Genomic DNA, 17,071 nt, shown 5'->3' with positions numbered 1-17,071 from the left:
AGTAACGCCAATATGGGATGCAAAAAGCCAGGGAAAATATAGGCCACATCCTTTCCAGCGGGAAAGAAAGCATAATCGGCGAGTGGATAGCGCATGTCAGGAAGCACCAGGTGTACGCCGACAGGAGCCACGACGAGCTTCTAGGCACCGTATCCTCCGCCTTCAACGGCTACCTGCGTTTCATCAGAGACGGCGACCGCGCCCATCTGGACGATTTCATCGGATTCATAGCCGCCAAACGGCTGGCTCACGGTTTTCCGCTTAGCGCGGTGCAATACGGGCTGGAGGTTTTCCGGGGCGTTGCGGCGCAAAGGATATTCAGCCTGGCCCCCCATTCCGACCAACCGAAGATGCTCAACCTTGTTTTCGAAGCTGTCAATTACGCGAAAAACCATTTCGCGGAACTTTACCAGGACCTGACCGCCAGCAAGATTCAGGAACAGATGCGGGAACTGGAGAGCGCGATTGACCAGTTAAAGGAGGAAAAGGCGCGGTCGGAAGCCTCGGCCAGGTTAAAAGAGCAGTTCCTCAGCAACATAAGCCACGAGCTTCGCACGCCGCTGACGGTGGTTCTGGGTTTTTCCAGGCTTATCGCCAACGGCACCGCTCCGGCGGAAAAAGCCCCGGAACTGGCTGGACTCATTCAGAAAGCCGGCTCCTCACTATTGAGGATGGTGGAGGAGATACTGCTTATGTCCAAACTGGCCACCGGTAACGCAAAATTGTATAGCCACTACGTTTGGCTTAACGACCTCATCAGCGAGGCTGTTAAGAAGGCGCAGATGGAGTTTCCGGAACACAACCGGAAGTGGGATGTGGTTCTGCCGGAACCGGAGCCGAAGATAGTAGGGGATCATCAGAAACTGGAAGTTCTCTTCTTCCATCTGGTGGCTAACGCCATGAAGTTCTCCCCACCAGGATCGAGAATCATCGTAAGGGCCAGGGTTGATAACCCGGCCGGGTTTGTGATTGTGGACGTGATTGACGAGGGGATCGGCATCCCAGACCATGTTAAGGAATGGATATTCGACAGGTTCCGGCAGATAGAGGAGAACCTGGCGAGAAAATACAGCGGCATGGGGCACGGCCTGGCGCTGGCCAAGATGATAGCCAACGTCCACGGAGGCGATGTTACATTGTCATCAAGCGAACAGGGGAAGGGAAGCGCATTTACCGTAACGTTGCCCATAAACGGCTCATCTGGCGCCCAAACGGTGAACGGACAGAAAAACGGCGTGAAGAATGGCGTCAAAAACGGGTTGCCGTACAAGATTGGAAACGGCCAGGAGGGGCATGCGTGACATTTACCGCCCGCAAAATGGTCAGACGGCATTTAGCATCCGGGCAAAGATACTCTAACCATGCTCATCGTCGCGGGGAAGGCGCTGGTTCATGGCTTGGGTTCCGGTACTGGTTTCCATGTTGTTCTTTGTAAGGAATTTTCCCGGGCCGTCTGTGGTTCTCACCCTCCTAAGAATCTCCAATGGCCGGGAAACAAGAGATCATTCCGCGCAAGCCAAACTCCGCCATAGCCTGCGGAGGGATTTATCACCCCACCGGAAGAGAAGGTGATAAGGGCAAGAGTTGAAAGTATGAACAGTATTCCTGTGTCACCGCTCCACGGGAAGCCGCCAGTGGCGAGTTTGGGGCTCTCAAGCCGGCCCCTTCACGCTACTTATCGCCCTTTCCCCGGATGAATATGGCGTAGAGCGCAGGAATGACGAACAACGACAGTAGCGGCGCGGTGAGCATGCCCCCCACCAGCGGAGCCGCCACCCGCTTCATCACGTCGGACCCTGCCCCGCTCGAGAACATTACGGGAAGAAGGCCTGCCACTATCACCGTAACGGTCATCATCTTGGGCCGTATCCTGGCCAGCGCACCCTGGATCACCGCCGAAGTTACATCGCCACCGCTTCCTTCCCTGAACGCGTTGTCTATATAAAGAATCATCACCACGCCGAACTCCGCCGCAACCCCCGCCAGCGCGATAAAGCCCACTGCCACTGCCACGGAAAGGTTGTATCCCAGCAGGTACACCAGCCACAGCCCGCCGGACAGCGCGAAGGGAAGACTTAACAGCACAAGCGCCACCTTCCCGGCGCTTCGGAAATACATGTAAAGGAGGATGAACACCAGCGCCAGCGTCAGAGGGACCGCCAGATAGAGCCGCTCCCGCGCCCGCTCCATGCTCTCGTATTGGCCTGACCACGTGATAGCGTAACCGGGCTTGAGTTTTATCTTCGAGGTCACGGCCAGCCTGGCCTCCCCGGCGTAACCGCCCAAATCCCTTCCCGCCATGTCTATGTACACATAGCCCGCCAGCCTGCCGTTCTCGCTTTTGATCTCTGACGGGCCGTTGGAGATTTCAACCCTGGCCACGTGGCTCAGAGGGATCTGCGCTCCCATCGGCGTAGAGATGCGCGTGGCGCCTATTGCCTCCGGGGATTCGCGGAACGAGCGCGGAACCCTCATGGCGATGGAGAACCGTTGCCGCCCGTCTATCACATAGCCTATGGTCTCCCCGCCTATGGCGTTTTCCATAAGCCTCTTAATGTCCGCGGCGCTGACACCGTATCTGGCCGACTCGGCCCGGTCCATAACCACGTCTATGTACCTGCCGCTGGCGGCGCGGTCGGCGAACACGTTCCGCGTTCCCCTCACATTCTTGATGACCATTTCGATCTCGCTGGCCAAATCCGCCACTCCTTGGGAGTCCGGCCCGGTTATTTTCACCCCCAGGGGAGTCTTAATCCCCGTGGAGAGCATGTCAATCCTCGTGCGAATGGGATATCCCCAGGAGTTTATAAGGCCGGGGAGGGAAACGGCCGCGTCCAGCTTGCGCACAAGGTCGTCTATGCTTTCGCCCGCGGGCCATTGGCTCTGGGGCTTTAAGAGTATGGTGGTTTCCAGCATGGAAAGAGGCGCGGGATCCGTGGCGGTTTCCGCCCTGCCCGCCTTGCCGAACACCCGCTCCACCTCCGGCATGGTCTTGATGATCCTGTCGGTGATTTGTGTGATCCTGGCCGCCTCGTCCACCGACACGCCCGGAAGGGTTGTGGGCATGTAGAGCAGATCCCCTTCGTACAACGAAGGCATAAACTCGCTACCGAGTCTGGCCGCCGGCCACAAGGCCGATATGGTGAGCGCCATTGCCAGCGCCATGGTGCGCCCCTTATGCCTCAGGGACGTAAGCAAAGCTGGCCTGTACAGCGCCTGGAAAAAGCGGTTTAGAGGATTGGCGGACTCAGGCGCTATCCTGCCCCGGACAAAATAGCCCATAAGGACCGGCGTGAGCGTTATCGCCAGCGCGGCGCTGGCGGCCATGGCGTAAGTCTTGGTGAAAGCCAGCGGAGTGAACAGCTTTCCCTCCTGGCCCGTAAGCGTGAACACGGGCAGGAAGGAAACCGTTATCACGAGCAGGGAGAAAAAAAGCGCTGGCCCCACTTCAACCGAGCTTCTGTAAACTATCTCCCATCGGTCCTCTCCGGGCGCGGCCTTCTCCATGCTCTTGTGCATGTTCTCTATCATCACCACTGCGGCGTCCACCATGGCGCCGATGGCGATGGCTATCCCGCCGAGGGACATGATGTCCGCCGGGGCCCCTTGCTGGCGCATCACGCCGATGGCGGCAAGAATTCCCAGGGGAAGGGTAACCACCGCCACGAGAGACGAGCGCAGATGGAAAAGAAACAGCAGGCACACGGCCGCCACCGCCAGTGACTCTTCCAGCAGTTTGCCGGTGAGGTTGTCAATGGCCCTGTTGATCAGGCCGGAGCGGTCGTAGGTGATCACGATCTCCACCCCCGGCGGCAGGCCGGATTTCAACTCCTCAAGCCGAGCCTTGACACGGCTGATGATATCCAGGGCGTTCTGGCCAGGCCGCATTATCACTATACCTCCGGTAGCCTCTCCCTCGCCGTCAAGGTCCGCCACGCCACGCCTCGTTTCAGGGCCGGTCTGTATATTGGCTATGTCCTTTAAAAGGATAGGGGAGCCGGAGTCGCTTATGCCCAGTGATATAAGCCCGAAATCATCCAATGTTTTAAGGTGGCCGTGGGAGCGGATCATGTATTCGGCCCCGCTCATTTCGGTGACAGAGCCGCCGCCTGAAACGTTGGCGTTCCGTATGGCCATTTCCACGCTTTCCAACGTCACCCCTGCGGCGGTCATCCTGTCCGGGTCCATTTCAACCTGGAACTGCCGCGCCATGCCTCCAACAGTGGCCACCTCCGCCACCCCCGGAAGACTTTGCAACTCGAACTTCAGATAAAAATCCTGGATGGCCCGAAGCTCATCGGGGTTGTGGGAGCCGTTCCTGTCCACGATGGCGTATTCCAGTATCCATCCCACGCCTGAGGCGTCCGGCCCCAAGGAGGGCGTCACCCCGGCCGGTAGCCTGCCGGCAAGCTGGCCAAGATATTCGCTCACCCTTGCCCTGGCCCAATAGGGGTCGACGCCATCCTCGAAGATTATGTAGATGTTCGACTCGCCGAACATGGAAAAACCCCGGACCGCCACCGACCTTGGCGCCGAAAGCAGGGCGGTGGCCAGGGGATAGGTGACCTGATCCTCCACTATCTGGGGGGCTTGGCCGGGGAAGCTGGTTTTGACGATCACCTGTGTGTCGGAAAGGTCAGGTATGGCGTCCAACGCCATGTGGCGGGAAGAATGCCAGCCCCACGCCGCCAGCAGAAGCGATCCCAGAAGGACCAGCGGCCTGTTCCTCAGCGACCAGGCTATTACTTTTTCGATCATCGTATTTTACCGGTGGAGGTTAAAACGGCGGAAAACTACAGGACGCTTTTTCCGCATACTTCAGTTGTGCGGATGCCCCATCCTCTCGGCGGCCTCGTTCATTGAGGCGGCGGAGTCCAGCAGAAACTGGCCGTTGACGGCCACTCTATCCCCGTCGGCCAAGCCCTCCAGTATCTCCATGTTTTCCCCGTCGGTGGCCCCCGTTCTGACTTGCACCGGCGCGAACAGCCCATTACCTCTCGATACCATAACCCGCGCTCCGCGCCCGTCCCGGATCACCGCCGGCCTGGGAACGCAAAGCGCCACTCGCGATTCGGCCGTTATGCGCACATCCACATTCATCCCTGGCGTAAAGCCGGTTGCGGCGCCGTTAACTTCCAGCCTTGCGCGCAGGGTTTGGCTTGCGGGATCCATCAGGGGATTTACGAACCTAAGCTTGCCCTGGGCCACCGGCTTTCCAGAGCCGGGCAGGCTGGCCGTGGCCTCGGCCCCGTCCCGCGCCCATTCGAGCTGGTCGCGATAAAGAAGCACCTCCACCCATACGCTGGACAGATCCACGATTGTGACTATCGGGCTCATGGGGGTGACGTAGGCGCCCTCCCGCGCCGTGACGGCGGTAACCACCCCGCCCCGGCGGGCGCGGACGGGAGTGAACTCCACGGGGCGCTTTTTCTCTTCGATCCGCTTTAACGTCTCCTCATCCATATCCGCAAGGAGCAGTTTTTCCCTGGCGCGCCAGCGTTCCCGCGCCAGGCTTGCCAGCACCTCGGCGTTTTGACCCGTGATGTTATCCTTCATGCTTTCGGAGAGCTGGTCGCGCCGGAGCATCAACTCGATATATTCACGCTGGCGCTGGACAAGGTCCGGCGAATATATCTCGTAAAGTACATCCCCTGACCTTATTTTCTTGCCCACGGTGTTGGCGTTGAGCCTTTTTATCCAGCCGTCCACTTTAGGATTTACCGTGACGATGGATGTTTCGTCCATGGTGGCTATTCCGTAGGTCTTGATCTTTCTTTCAAGACGGGTCATCTGCGCCGTGGCCAGCCTCACCCCCAGGCGCTGAAGGGCGCCCGCGTCCACAGTGGCGCCGGGCGTCTTGCCAGCGGACGCCGGTTTCTTCTCAACAAGGTTCATCCCGCAAATGGGGCAACTACCCTTGCCCTCCTGCTTCACGTTCGGATGCATGGGGCATACCCATAGGCTCCTGGCCACGGAGCTTACTGCGGCCGGACTTTTTTTTTATCCTCTTGCGCCCCCGGTTCTTTCATCTCCACAAGATACATGCCGCAAACAGGGCAGTTACCCGGCTTGTCCGAGACGACCTGCGGATCCATCGTGCAATAATATTTTTTCTTTGCCACGGCCGTGGCTCCGGCGTGTTTGTGACCATCATCGGCCTGGGCGCGAGACCCGAAGTGGGTAACAACCATGGTGGCGGCCATAGCGATCATTACAACACGCATTACGGTTTGGCTTGCCATACTCAAATCCTCCGACATTTTGATTCCGTACATAACGCCAAGTTTATCTCACTAAAGAGATATCGAATAAATGAGCGGCGCGGCTCCTGTTAAAGCCGGAGCCGCGCCACAACGGGGAATTGCTAGCGGACCAAAATCTGCTCACCCTTGCCGGCCTTCGGGTCGGCGTCCTTAGAAAACAGCACCACCGCTATTGAGCCGGTAAGAGCCGATTTAAGCGAGTGGGTGACTATGGCGTTGCCGCCCTCAACCGGAGATATCAGGTCGAAGATCGCGCCGTCCCCCGGCCCGACAACGAAAGTCTGCATGCCGGTGGATACGTTTTTGGGGTTGCCGCCGGCGTACACCTTGTCCCATATTCCGGCGATGGGGTGGAACGCGGAGAACTCGTTGGGACCGGCGTTAACAAAATATATGCGAACCCTTTCGCCGGGCTTGGCGGCCAGGAACCTGGTGGCGTTGGGGTCATGCACGGGGTCGTACTTAAATATGCCGCCGTTGAACACCACGTTGTTCCACTTTCCCTGCATCATGGTGTTCACGTCCTCGGGGTTGTTGTACAGTTCCGACTGTACCAGCACATACTCCCTGTCGGCCTTGGGCAACGCCTTGGCGTCCTTGGGATCGACGATGATCACGCCGAACATGCCGCGGGCCACATGCTGGATCATCGGGTCGGATCCGCAATGATAGAAGAATACGCCGGGGTAATCAGCGGTGAAAGTGTAGCTTTTGGATTCGCCGGGCTTTATGGAGGCGAAATCAGTCACCACGTTAGTGCGGGCGGCGTGGAAATCCATGGAGTGGGACACCTTGTTAGCCTTGTCGTTGACCAGGGTGAACTCCACAGTGTCCCCCTCGGTCACGCGGACGACCGGGCCTGGAACCTTTCCGTCGAAGGTCCATGTTTTGTACAGCGTGCCCTTGTTGTCAATAGGCAAGTCCACTTCTGTGGCGTGGAAGGTAACTTTCACCACCTTGGCCTGAGCCTGCGGCGCGAAAAGCGCCACGGAGGCCGCAATCAACCCTCCCAGAAAAACCCCTAGATACTTGGTCGAAGACATTAAAATACTCCCCTTATTTAGTTGGTCCACATTTGCATACCTGCCGCAGATACGCGACAAGCCCATTCACTTCCTCGTCTGTCATCACGTCTCCCCATGCGGGCATGAGTGACGATTTATTCACCGCCATCCCTCCTTCCTTGATAGCCTTGAACAGTTGACTGTCAGGGATATCGCTCATTCCCTTGGCGTCGGTGTGATCCCTCGGCTGGATAGCCATGGCGGGGCTGTTTATCCCTTTGCCGTTGCGCGTCACCCCGTGGCATTGGACGCAATAGACGTTGTACAGCGTTTCGCTCTTGGTCGCCGCGGAAGCCGGCCAGGCCAGAGCCACAAGGGCCGCGGTGAACACAGCCGCTACGCAGGACATCCCCCAAACCCCTTTTCTGCCCTGCGTCATTTCGCCTCCCCGGCGGAAAGCCTGAGAATGTAGCCCGCCAGCTTCTGCGTGTCCGCCGGGCTCATTTCCTGCTTTGGCATCCATACATAGCGGTCAATTTTCTGCGGGTCCTTTATGTAAGCCAATATGTAATCCGGCTTAAGCCGGTCGGCGGCGGTGTATAACTCGGGGCCCGATTTGCCTCCGGCGCCGGGCTTGCCCATGTGGCAGGCCGAACAGCCCCTAAGCTTTCCGAAAAACATTCCGGCCAGGGTCATGTTGACTTCTTCGTTGAGGAAGCCCCCCTTTTCAACAAGCCCGGGCTCCGAAAGAGCGGAAAGCGCGTCCGCCACGGCCACGGCCTCCGCATTCCCCATGCCGGGATGAGACGGAATGGACTTTTCATCCACGGTGTCCACTTCGGACGTGGCCTTCACATGATTGAAATAGAATTCTCCGGCCGGGCGAATCCGCCCGGGATTCTGGAGCCATTTAACAAGCCACGGCTTGTTGAACTTGTCCCCTGCGTAATAAAGGTCCGGCCCTTTTCGGTTGACGACCCTCTCCACTGTGAAGCTGGCGGGCTTTGAAAGGGCGTGACAGCCCGAGCAGTCCTTCTTGAGGATATCTTCGCCGCTTTCCGCATGGGCGACACCGCCTAGCAGGACAGTGGTAGCGGCGATCGCCGCCACTTTGGCGAATCCCATCATTCCCCCTGTTTTCACTGGATGGCCTGGCCTTTCATCGAGGAATTGCCGAACATGCCATGCCCTTTTTTCAGCGACTCCTCATAATAGAAGTCCGGCGTGAAGATCTTGTCTTTCCAGGCATAGACCGGGTCGGCGCTGGCCGATACTCCCTCATACTCGATGACTGTCATGAGCCCGCCCATCGGTTTTGCGCCGTTGAGGGTGTGGGAATCCACGTGATCGTGCACAGGGAAGAGGCCGGGATTGTTCGCTTCCATTATGATGTCGTAGCGCTCCCCGGGGCCTACAATCAGGGTGTCGGCCTCATATGGCGCGGGCAACGGCCTGCCATCCTTGAAAGCCACCTTGAATGTATGTCCATGAGGATGGATTGCGTGTATGAATTCCCCGGCGCCCACTAGGCGTATCCTTACGACATCCCCTTTTTTAACGCGGATGGGCTGAGTGTCGGGGAATGACCGGCCGTTGATGGTGAAGTAATCGTATACATCCCCCGGCACGCCGCCATAGCCGGGCTTGAAGGCGTATTTGGAATCCCAGTCGGAAAGCATCAGGATGTAATCCTTGGTGACTTTCTTCTCCAACTCGGTGGGCTTCTTGGGATCTATGATGAAGGGGCCCCACATGCCGCGCATCACCACATGCTCGTTAACGTTGACGTGGCAGTGATACCACATGGTGCCGGACGGCTCCGCCACGAACTTGTACGTGAAGGATTTACCCGGCTCGATGGCGTTCTGGGACACTCCCGGCACGCCGTCGTTCTTCCAGTTGTTCTTCATGATCAAGCCGTGCCAATGGATGGTGTGCGGAAGGGCTGTGAGGTTGTGCACGTTCACGGACACATCGTCCCCCTCCTTCAGATGGAAAAGCGGGCCGGGCACCTGTCCATTGAACGCAAAGGTGTGGAACCCCTGCTGTTCCACCAGGGTTATTTTCGTATCCTCTATGGTCATGTCAAAGGCGCGTTTCTCGGCGCGGCTTGCGCCGGGAACCAAGGCTACCGTGAGAAGAGCGATCAATACCGCCGCAAAGCGAAAATTTCTCATCGAAAATGCTCCTGTTCTTGAATTGACAAACACGGCGAAAAACAGCCCGAATCACCGCGGCCGTCCCCTTAAACTTCGGCGTGAGCGCTAATGCCTTTTTAAATGCCGATTGGGGATTCACGCTTTTGTACAACTAAAACCAGCCGCGAGGGCCCGAGATTAACACCGTCACGAGAATCCAAACTATGACTTTGGTCAATAAGATGTATATTTACTGCCTGTTTAGATGCAGTAAAAACGCGACAACCCTCCAGTGTGGAAATGGATTTGCGCTCCTATCAGCAACGGAAGGTAATGTCTAAATAAACAAAGAAATACAGCGTATTCTGCGCCATGCGGACTGTGCATGTAATTGTTCAAACCACAACGGATGGCAGATAAAAAATTTATTGGCGCGGATTTAGACTGCCTCCATAAACAGGGCGGCGAAATGAAAAATGCGCCAAGTATATTTAGCTTCGCGAGTTGTTCAAGACAAGAGATGATAAATGGAGGAAGGGAGGCCTAGAAAAGCTTTTAGGGAGTTTCAAAAGATGAGGTTGGATTTTTGGTAGCGGGGAGAGGATTTGAACCTCTGACCTTCGGGTTATGAGCCCGACGAGCTACCGGACTGCTCCACCCCGCACCAGCGAATTAACTACTTTATCATGACACCTGGTTTTGTCAACAGAACGATTTTAGGGTAGTGTCCCGGTTTTAATCCCGATTAATGGACAGACATCCACTTCGCTTACGCTATGTTCAGGATAAGAATGTATCAAAGGTTTTTTATGTTGTCACTCTGAGCGCAAGCGAAGAATCTATCCCATGTTATCAAACCGGGACACTGCCGGTTTTTAATAACCAAGTCTCTGTCTATTGCGTTGGGCTTTTTCCAAGGCGCGTCGTTCACGTGTGGCGGATTCCTTCCCGATCCTTTCCAGGTTGTCTTGATGAAGCTTTAAGGCTTCCTCTGCGCGCCATGGAGCCTCTTCGGACCTGGATGCTTTTCGAGGCTGGCTTAACGGATCGAACATCCAGATCAAGGCTATCGTCAATATCACCACCGCCGCCAGTTGCTGGCCGAAAGTCCACAGCTTTTCCCCGTCCGTGGAGACGTTCCTGGCGGGATCGCCCATGTGAGTCTCTACTCGCTCCTTCAATCCGCCAAGGTAAAACAGGGTTACGGCGCCGGATATGGCGAAATATAAGAACGTCCATGCCATGTATTTATCCGGATGGGCCATGCTCTCGGCCGCATGGGCCGTCAGCGGCGGATTTACCAGCGCCATTTCCTTCACCGCCTCCGGTGTCAGCCCCAAATCGGGGATTGGAAACGGCGCCTGTATCATGAACGCGCCCATCATCATTAAAAAATGAAGGATCGACCAGGCGAACAGGAACGCTCCCCGGGCCTCCTCCCTTGTGGCCAGGGCGGCGGTGGCCCTGTTTATCATCAGCCCAAGCAATGAAAGGATGGGCCACGCCTCGCCGCTCAACCGCGCGAAATCCGAGCCGAATCCGATAACAAAAACGTAAGCCAGCATTCCGGTGACGATATATCGAAGAACCGGAGAATTGAAAAGCATGAATGCGAAACTCATGAACCAGCCGGAGAGGATGGCGAAAAACTCCAGCGTGATTATGGCCTCCACCCGGACAGGCGACAGATGAGGCGACACCGCCATGGGGGTAATCCAGAACACCAGCAGGATGTAGGCGATAACGAAATCCGGGGCGGATTCGATAATTCCCGCGAAGGTTATACTGGGTGGCGGGACTTCGAATGGTTTTTTGTCGCCGCTATTACCGGAGGTGGCCATTTGAAAAAACCGTGGTTGTTTACCAAAATTCTTATCACAGGGCCGTCATGCGGGCAAGGCCGCAAAGTTTCAGGTGGTGGATCCCGCGCGGGATGAGGATTCCCGCGCCGTTGACTTAATGGCGCCGGGCCTATAGAATCGGCCCCAGCGTGTAAGGGTTCTCATTGGTTTTCTCGGGCCGCCCCAAGCCGCCCGGCTTTTTATATTCTTTGGGCGTGAACAGTACTATTCTCAAATTAATCCGCTTCGGCCAAATAGCGGCCATGCTGGCCATATCCGTAGCCGGAATTGCATACGCCCAACCGGCGCCGCCCGCCGGGGCGCCAGCCGCGTCCGCGCCTTCGGCGCCGCCTGTCTCCATAACCGCGGGTCAGATTTACAAAGACAGCCAATCCGGCGAGACGGCCGCCTACGATAACGCCCAGGTGTCTTATGGCGACAAGACCTTGAGCGGTGACGTGATTTTTTACAATCCGGACACCGGCGACGGCAGGGTGGAAGGCTCCGCGGTGTATCAGGACCCGAAAAGCCGGCTGGAGGCGGAGCGGGCGGATTTTAACACCATAACAGGGCTTGGCACGCTCTATCGCGCCAGCGGAAAGTTCGACAACCTCTACAACCTGCGCGGGGCGAAGATACAGCGCGTGGAGGAAGACAGGTACGTGGCCAGGGAAGCGGGGCTTACAACCTGCAAATGTGAGGATCCACAGTGGGAGATAGAGTCCAGCTACGCGGATGTCACCGTGGACGGATACGCCCATTTGACCAACCCGGTGTTCCATGCCGCCGGTGTCCCTGTATTTTATTTGCCCTACTTGCCGGTTCCGGTGAAAAACAAGCGCGCGACGGGATTTTTAATGCCCGCTCCGGCTTATTCGGACAATCTGGGTTTCCAGGTGGAGAACAAATTCTTCTGGGCCATCGCCGACAACATGGACGCCACTTTGACCCATCATTACCTGGGTGAGGCGGGGAACAAGTACGGGGCGGAATACAGGTACATCTTCAGGGATTTTTCCGGGCAGTTCAACGGGGAATACATTCAGGAGACGGATCCGGACCAGCCCACCGACAGGAACCTGTGGAGAGTCCTTTTTGACCACCGCCACAACCTTCCCTGGAATATCAGGAACGTGTTCCATATAAACAAGGAGAGCGAGGAGAGCATAAGCAGGCAGTATTCCGAAAGTCTCACCGACCGCTCCAGAAACTATAACGACAGTTACGTGACATTCTCCAGGTCATGGCCCACCCGCACGGTGACGCTCATGGCCAGGGAGCAGATAGCGTTAGACCCTTCCAACGCCCAGACCTTGAGAAAAACCCCGGAGTTGCGGTTGATAAACCAGAAAGAAAGCATAAAGGGGACGCCGTTATACTGGTCGCTGGAATCCAGCTACACCGGGTTTCGCACGGAGAACGGGCTGGATGAATACAGGACCACCTTTGACGTGGAGAGGGCCGATTTCTACCCGTCCATAAGCATGCCGATTTCCATATCGCCGTTTTTGTCACTGGAGGCGGCGGCATGGTATCGGGCCACATGGTATTCCCGGGGGCAGGACACATCCGGAAACCCGGTGGACGAAAGCTTCACCCGCCAGTATTACCAGACGTCCTTCACCGTCACCGGCCCGAAGTTTTTCAGGATATTCGAAACGGGAACCCCCGAACGCCCGGCATTAAAGCACGTCATCACACCGAAGCTGGTGTGGAACTATATCCCCGGTTATGAGATGGACGGCGAAAACCGGCAGAATGTGTATGTGATAGACACTGTGGACAGCGCCCCGCCCACAAACGCGGTAGCCCTGCAAATAGCCAACGACCTTTTGGCAAAAGATGTTTTATCGCCTGAATCCAGCAGAACTGTAAGCCTGGCCCGGTTCGTGGCCACCCAGCCGTTCGACATTATCGAAAGCAACAGGACGGAAAGCCCGGAAACCGAAAAAAGGCCGCTGGCCCCATTACAGCTGGAGTTCCGCTCACGCCCGGCGGATTGGCTTCTTTTCAATTACAGCACAACCTACAACCATTATGACAAGTTCTGGGAAACTTCCACGCTTGAAGCTGGATTGAAGCTTTGGGACGTGGCCAATATCGCTCTTGACAGGATTTACAAATGGGGCGGCAAGGATGGGCAGGACTCCACCTGGGACACCGCTTATCTGGAGGTAAAACTTCCATGGAATCTGTCGCTGGATTTCTCCTGGGTGTACGACGAGGCCAACGCCAAGACCACCAACAGCCTTGTGCGCGCCCGGTTCCGGGAAGATTGCTGGGGGCTGGCCATCAACCTGGACCAGCGCCAGCTTACCAAGACCGCCGCCGACGGCTCTTCCTACACCGAGGACGAAAGGAGGATAATGTTTACCATAACTCTTCTGGGTATCGGGGACATCCTGGGCGGCGAACAACCAGCCTACGCCAGGAAAAAGCTCTGACCCCGGCCTTATCCCGTTTTGGATATAGAGAACGTAACCGTCTCATTACGCTCCACCGCTCCGGCCAAAAATCCTGTCAGCGCGCCTAATTCATCCCGCCAAACGGTTAAGGAAGGTTTACGCATAACGGCGTATACGCCATCGTCGAAGACTATGTTTAAAAGTTCCCGCAGGTCATAGTTCCTGTGCGCGTTGGGCCATACGGTAACGGTGAGAAGGGCTTTATCAAACCCGCCGCGAAGTTCCGCTGGTTTACCCTTCAGTGTGACGCGAGCGTAATCCAGCCATCCCGCCCCGTCACCGGAAGGTGGCAGGAACCCGTAATGGGGCGGAGTCATGGACTCGTCCCCCTCCAAAAGCCCAATAAGTATTTCCAGCTCTTTTAACATGGTTTCAGGGTTCAGTTCCGCGGAATCCCTGGAATCGGTTGTGGCCAGGGACTGCATAGTCTCAAACACCAGCCCGCTTTTTTGGTAGAAAGCCTCCGCCACGGAGCCGGTGAAAGGGCGAAACAACCCCTCCAGGGTTTTTACGATAATGCTTTGCCCCGAACCGGGCGCAGTGAAAATATATTCTTCCATTGTTCTAAAAAGTGGAGAGTATTTTAACGATGGGGGATTCTAGCATGGCTACGTGTGGCGCTGGCGGGGCAAAAAAGCCGCGGCGGCCGGGTATGTCCGGACCGCCGCGGCGTAAATTAAATGGAAAGCCGGTGAGCGCGCCAGTTAGTTGTAAGCGCTCTCGCCATGCTCTGAATGGTTGAGGCCCATTATCTCCTGATCCTGCTCCGGGCGGAATTTCACCACCGCGTTCACGATGAACAGGATGATAAACGTGCCCACGAAGCAGAACACCAGGCTGGCCCCTACGGCGATGGCCTGGGTCACCAGCTGGCCGGCGTTACCTTCCAGCAGGCCCGAGGCGCCGGAAGCGCCGGTGATGGCCTTGGAGGCGAAGATGCCGGTGGCCAGGGCGCCCCAGGTGCCGCCCACGCAATGGATGCCGAAAGCGTCCAGCGCGTCGTCGTAACCAAGCTTGTGCTTGTACACCACCGCAAAGTAGCAGATTACACCAGCCAAAGCGCCGATTACGATGCTACCCATGGGGGTCACAAATCCGGCGGCGGGCGTGATGGCCACAAGGCCGGCCACCGCGCCAGAGGATAAGCCCACCGTGGTGGGGCTTCCACCATGGCCCCATTCAGCGAACAGCCAGCCCAGGGCCGCGGCGGCGGCGGCGGTGTTGGTGACCAGGAAGGCGCTTACGGCCACATGGTTGGCCGCGACGGCGGACCCGGCGTTGAACCCGAACCAGCCGAACCACAGCAGGCCTGCCCCTAGCACCACCATGGGCACGTTGTGGGGCATTATCTTCTCAGTGCCGTAGCCTTTGCGTTTGCCTATGAAAATGGCCGCCGCCAAGCCAGAGATGCCCGAGGCGATGTGCACCACCGTGCCCCCGGCGAAATCCAGAGCGCCAAGCTGGAACAGCCAGCCGCCGCCCCATACCCAATGGGCCAGGGGAGCGTATATGAAAGTAACCCACAGCGTGGAGAACAGGAGGAACGCCGAGAACCGGGTGCGCTCCGCGTAAGCGCCGGAGATAAGACCTACGGTTATTATGGCGAACACCCCCTGGAATATCACGAAAAGAAGGTCGGGTATCTCCAGCTTCATGTTGGCGTTGGCGGGAGTGGACGCGTCGCCAGGTAATGGGATACCAGCCAGGCCGAAATTGTCAAACCCGCCGACTATTCCGCCCACGTCGGGCCCGAAAGCCATGGTGTAACCCCACAGCACCCATATCACGCTAACCACCGCCAGGCTGGCGAAGGAATACATTATCGTGGAAAGCACGTTCTTGGCCCGGCTCAACCCGCCGTAAAACAGCGCAAGACCCGGCAGGGTCATGAGCATCACCATAGCGGTGGACGTAAGGAGCCACGCCACCGAGCCGGAGTTTATCGCCGGCAAAGCAGGGGCGGCCGGGGCCTCTTCCGCCGCCGGAGCAGGCGCGGCTTCAGCCGCGGGGGCCGCGACTGCCTCAGGCGATTCAGCGCCAGTGGATTCCTGTTGGGCAGGAGGAGACGCGGACTCCTGCGCGTACGCGGGTAACCACGCCGCAATCATCAATGCGAAAACCAGATAAACGATCCTTTTCATCTTCTCTCCTCCAAATAGCATGAAGAAAACCTTTCAACCCCCGCTGGATTTGTCTTGTTTCGCATCTACCAATTCCAGTGCCCGCTTTAAGACCAACGGGGTTAATCCCACAAAATTTCAAAGCCTGCCCGTATCAGCCAGGCAGGAGCGCTTTGGTTCATTGACTCTCAGAGCAAAAGCCATACCCATAAATATCGTGAAGATATTCAATGGATTACCAATATGGATAAAATCTGGTCGCCTAGTTTGATGGCAAGGGATTTGGCGTGAGCCTATTTTTTAAGCGTATTGGTGGAGATTTGTGGATTCGCTCAAATAGACATTAGCAGGATGTGAAACCTGGACTTGGGTAGAAATATTAAACCCATTCTAAGATATGTACATCTCATTATTAATAAAGAAATTACAAATAGAGCCTTTGATGATGTAACGCCTTTTAAATGGCGGTTTCCATGGAAAAAACGGATTAATTAGTTAAAATAGTTGGTATGAAAGTGGTTATTTGTGCTAGGATATGGAATTTTTATTGCGCGGATTTACTAGTTAAAGCCTAGGATACCTGAAAAGGATTGGCCATGAAGACCAATGAATACAGCGATTTTAAGAAGCTTCTGAAACGCAAGCGAGCCATGCTTCTTGAAGCGGACAAAAGCCTGGAACAGGATTTAAAGAAAGAGACCGACACCCGCCATGGGGACGACGCGGATATGGCCGAGTCCAGCTATGAGCAGGAGATGTCTTTTTATCTTAAGACCCGCGGGCAGGACGAACTGCGGCAGATAGACGACGCATTGGACCGCATAGAGAACGGCGAATATGGCGTTTGCGCGGAATGCGGGGCGGAAATCCCTAAAAAGCGGCTGGAGGTTCAGCCCTTCTCGATACACTGTGTGCAGTGTCAGGAGAAGATGGAAAAGAAAGTGGCCAGTTAATTCTTTTGGCTAGAACCCTTTCATTAAGATGAGGTGACCCTTGATTGAACGGATGAAAATGTTCAACGCCGACCTTTTCACCAAGGCGCTGAATAAGGTGGAGCATAAATACCTGCTGGCCAACCTGGTTTCCATGAGGATGCGGCAGTTGACCAAGGGGGAGCCCTCCCTGGTGGATCCGCTGGACATGGAGCCGATAGACATCGCATTGAAAGAGATTTCCGAAGGGCTTATAGAGCCCCGCAAGCCGGAGAAAACCTCGGGCGACGAACTGTTCGGTTAACAGC

The 17,071-nt window shown here is 56.4% G+C and carries 14 protein-coding genes and 1 tRNA gene; 4 read left to right on the top strand and 11 right to left on the bottom strand.

Annotated features, from left to right (window positions below):
* Window positions 1-17: 17 nt before the first annotated feature.
* Window positions 18-1,301 carry a HAMP domain-containing histidine kinase gene (locus HY751_06940; GenBank protein ID MBI4666125.1) on the top strand — a complete coding sequence of 428 codons (1,284 nt, stop codon included), beginning with the start codon at window positions 18-20 and terminating at the stop codon, window positions 1,299-1,301.
* A gap of 370 nt (window positions 1,302-1,671) precedes the next feature.
* Here HY751_06940 and HY751_06935 read toward each other — a convergent pair whose 3' ends face one another.
* The 9 genes from HY751_06935 to HY751_06895 form a co-directional block, all read right to left on the bottom strand.
* Window positions 1,672-4,758, bottom strand: coding sequence for an efflux RND transporter permease subunit (locus tag HY751_06935; GenBank protein ID MBI4666124.1), 3,087 nt, complete (start codon window positions 4,756-4,758; stop codon window positions 1,672-1,674).
* Window positions 4,759-4,818: 60 nt separating this feature from the next.
* Window positions 4,819-5,946: an efflux RND transporter periplasmic adaptor subunit gene (locus tag HY751_06930; protein MBI4666123.1), complete on the bottom strand. Its 1,128-nt coding sequence runs from the start codon at window positions 5,944-5,946 to the stop codon at window positions 4,819-4,821.
* A 32-nt stretch (window positions 5,947-5,978) separates the two neighbouring features.
* Window positions 5,979-6,242: a hypothetical protein gene (locus HY751_06925; protein MBI4666122.1), complete on the bottom strand. Its 264-nt coding sequence runs from the start codon at window positions 6,240-6,242 to the stop codon at window positions 5,979-5,981.
* A gap of 122 nt (window positions 6,243-6,364) precedes the next feature.
* On the bottom strand, window positions 6,365-7,306 hold the full coding sequence (locus tag HY751_06920; protein MBI4666121.1) for a multicopper oxidase domain-containing protein: 942 nt from the start codon (window positions 7,304-7,306) through the stop codon (window positions 6,365-6,367).
* A 13-nt stretch (window positions 7,307-7,319) separates the two neighbouring features.
* Window positions 7,320-7,676, bottom strand: a complete 357-nt coding sequence (locus tag HY751_06915; protein MBI4666120.1) for a cytochrome c — start codon at window positions 7,674-7,676, stop codon at window positions 7,320-7,322.
* A gap of 26 nt (window positions 7,677-7,702) precedes the next feature.
* A complete protein-coding gene (locus HY751_06910; GenBank protein MBI4666119.1) occupies window positions 7,703-8,392 on the bottom strand; it encodes a c-type cytochrome in 690 nt (229 codons plus the stop codon).
* A 14-nt stretch (window positions 8,393-8,406) separates the two neighbouring features.
* A complete protein-coding gene (locus tag HY751_06905) occupies window positions 8,407-9,444 on the bottom strand; it encodes a multicopper oxidase domain-containing protein (GenBank protein ID MBI4666118.1) in 1,038 nt (345 codons plus the stop codon).
* A 548-nt stretch (window positions 9,445-9,992) separates the two neighbouring features.
* Window positions 9,993-10,069 (bottom strand) — tRNA-Met (locus HY751_06900).
* A gap of 211 nt (window positions 10,070-10,280) precedes the next feature.
* Entirely contained in the window at window positions 10,281-11,246 is a 966-nt protein-coding gene (locus HY751_06895) for a hypothetical protein (GenBank protein MBI4666117.1), read from the bottom strand.
* Between the two features lie 215 nt (window positions 11,247-11,461).
* Here HY751_06895 and HY751_06890 point away from each other — a divergent pair, with 215 nt between their 5' ends.
* Window positions 11,462-13,690 (top strand): LPS-assembly protein LptD, encoded by a 2,229-nt coding sequence (locus HY751_06890; GenBank protein MBI4666116.1) that lies wholly within the window; start codon window positions 11,462-11,464, stop codon window positions 13,688-13,690.
* Window positions 13,691-13,698: 8 nt separating this feature from the next.
* Here HY751_06890 and HY751_06885 read toward each other — a convergent pair whose 3' ends face one another.
* Window positions 13,699-14,271 (bottom strand): hypothetical protein, encoded by a 573-nt coding sequence (locus tag HY751_06885; protein ID MBI4666115.1) that lies wholly within the window; start codon window positions 14,269-14,271, stop codon window positions 13,699-13,701.
* Between the two features lie 144 nt (window positions 14,272-14,415).
* Window positions 14,416-15,819 carry an ammonium transporter gene (locus HY751_06880; GenBank protein MBI4666114.1) on the bottom strand — a complete coding sequence of 468 codons (1,404 nt, stop codon included), beginning with the start codon at window positions 15,817-15,819 and terminating at the stop codon, window positions 14,416-14,418.
* A gap of 608 nt (window positions 15,820-16,427) precedes the next feature.
* Between HY751_06880 and HY751_06875 the strand changes: the two genes are divergently transcribed.
* Both HY751_06875 and HY751_06870 read left to right on the top strand, forming a co-directional pair.
* Window positions 16,428-16,784, top strand: a complete 357-nt coding sequence (locus tag HY751_06875; GenBank protein MBI4666113.1) for a TraR/DksA family transcriptional regulator — start codon at window positions 16,428-16,430, stop codon at window positions 16,782-16,784.
* Between the two features lie 58 nt (window positions 16,785-16,842).
* Window positions 16,843-17,067 carry a DNA-directed RNA polymerase subunit omega gene (locus tag HY751_06870; GenBank protein ID MBI4666112.1) on the top strand — a complete coding sequence of 75 codons (225 nt, stop codon included), beginning with the start codon at window positions 16,843-16,845 and terminating at the stop codon, window positions 17,065-17,067.
* Window positions 17,068-17,071: the final 4 nt, after the last annotated feature.

The organism is Nitrospinota bacterium (assembly GCA_016208975.1).
In the GTDB taxonomy this organism is placed as follows: Bacteria; Nitrospinota_A; UBA7883; order UBA7883; family JACRLM01; genus JACQXA01.
This window is presented reverse-complemented; position numbering and strand designations above follow the sequence as displayed.

Bases quoted from the DNA above. Each gene is read 5' to 3' on its own strand.
- HY751_06940 (MBI4666125.1), top strand. From the start codon at position 18: ATGCAAAAAGCCAGGGAAAATATAGGCCACATCCTTTCCAGCGGGAAA.
- HY751_06935 (MBI4666124.1), bottom strand. From the start codon at position 4,758: ATGATCGAAAAAGTAATAGCCTGGTCGCTGAGGAACAGGCCGCTGGTC.
- HY751_06930 (MBI4666123.1), bottom strand. From the start codon at position 5,946: ATGCATCCGAACGTGAAGCAGGAGGGCAAGGGTAGTTGCCCCATTTGC.
- HY751_06925 (MBI4666122.1), bottom strand. From the start codon at position 6,242: ATGGCAAGCCAAACCGTAATGCGTGTTGTAATGATCGCTATGGCCGCC.
- HY751_06920 (MBI4666121.1), bottom strand. From the start codon at position 7,306: ATGTCTTCGACCAAGTATCTAGGGGTTTTTCTGGGAGGGTTGATTGCG.
- HY751_06915 (MBI4666120.1), bottom strand. From the start codon at position 7,676: ATGTCCTGCGTAGCGGCTGTGTTCACCGCGGCCCTTGTGGCTCTGGCC.
- HY751_06910 (MBI4666119.1), bottom strand. From the start codon at position 8,392: ATGGGATTCGCCAAAGTGGCGGCGATCGCCGCTACCACTGTCCTGCTA.
- HY751_06905 (MBI4666118.1), bottom strand. From the start codon at position 9,444: ATGAGAAATTTTCGCTTTGCGGCGGTATTGATCGCTCTTCTCACGGTA.
- HY751_06895 (MBI4666117.1), bottom strand. From the start codon at position 11,246: ATGGCCACCTCCGGTAATAGCGGCGACAAAAAACCATTCGAAGTCCCG.
- HY751_06885 (MBI4666115.1), bottom strand. From the start codon at position 14,271: ATGGAAGAATATATTTTCACTGCGCCCGGTTCGGGGCAAAGCATTATC.
- HY751_06880 (MBI4666114.1), bottom strand. From the start codon at position 15,819: ATGATTGCGGCGTGGTTACCCGCGTACGCGCAGGAGTCCGCGTCTCCT.
- HY751_06875 (MBI4666113.1), top strand. From the start codon at position 16,428: ATGAAGACCAATGAATACAGCGATTTTAAGAAGCTTCTGAAACGCAAG.
- HY751_06870 (MBI4666112.1), top strand. From the start codon at position 16,843: ATGTTCAACGCCGACCTTTTCACCAAGGCGCTGAATAAGGTGGAGCAT.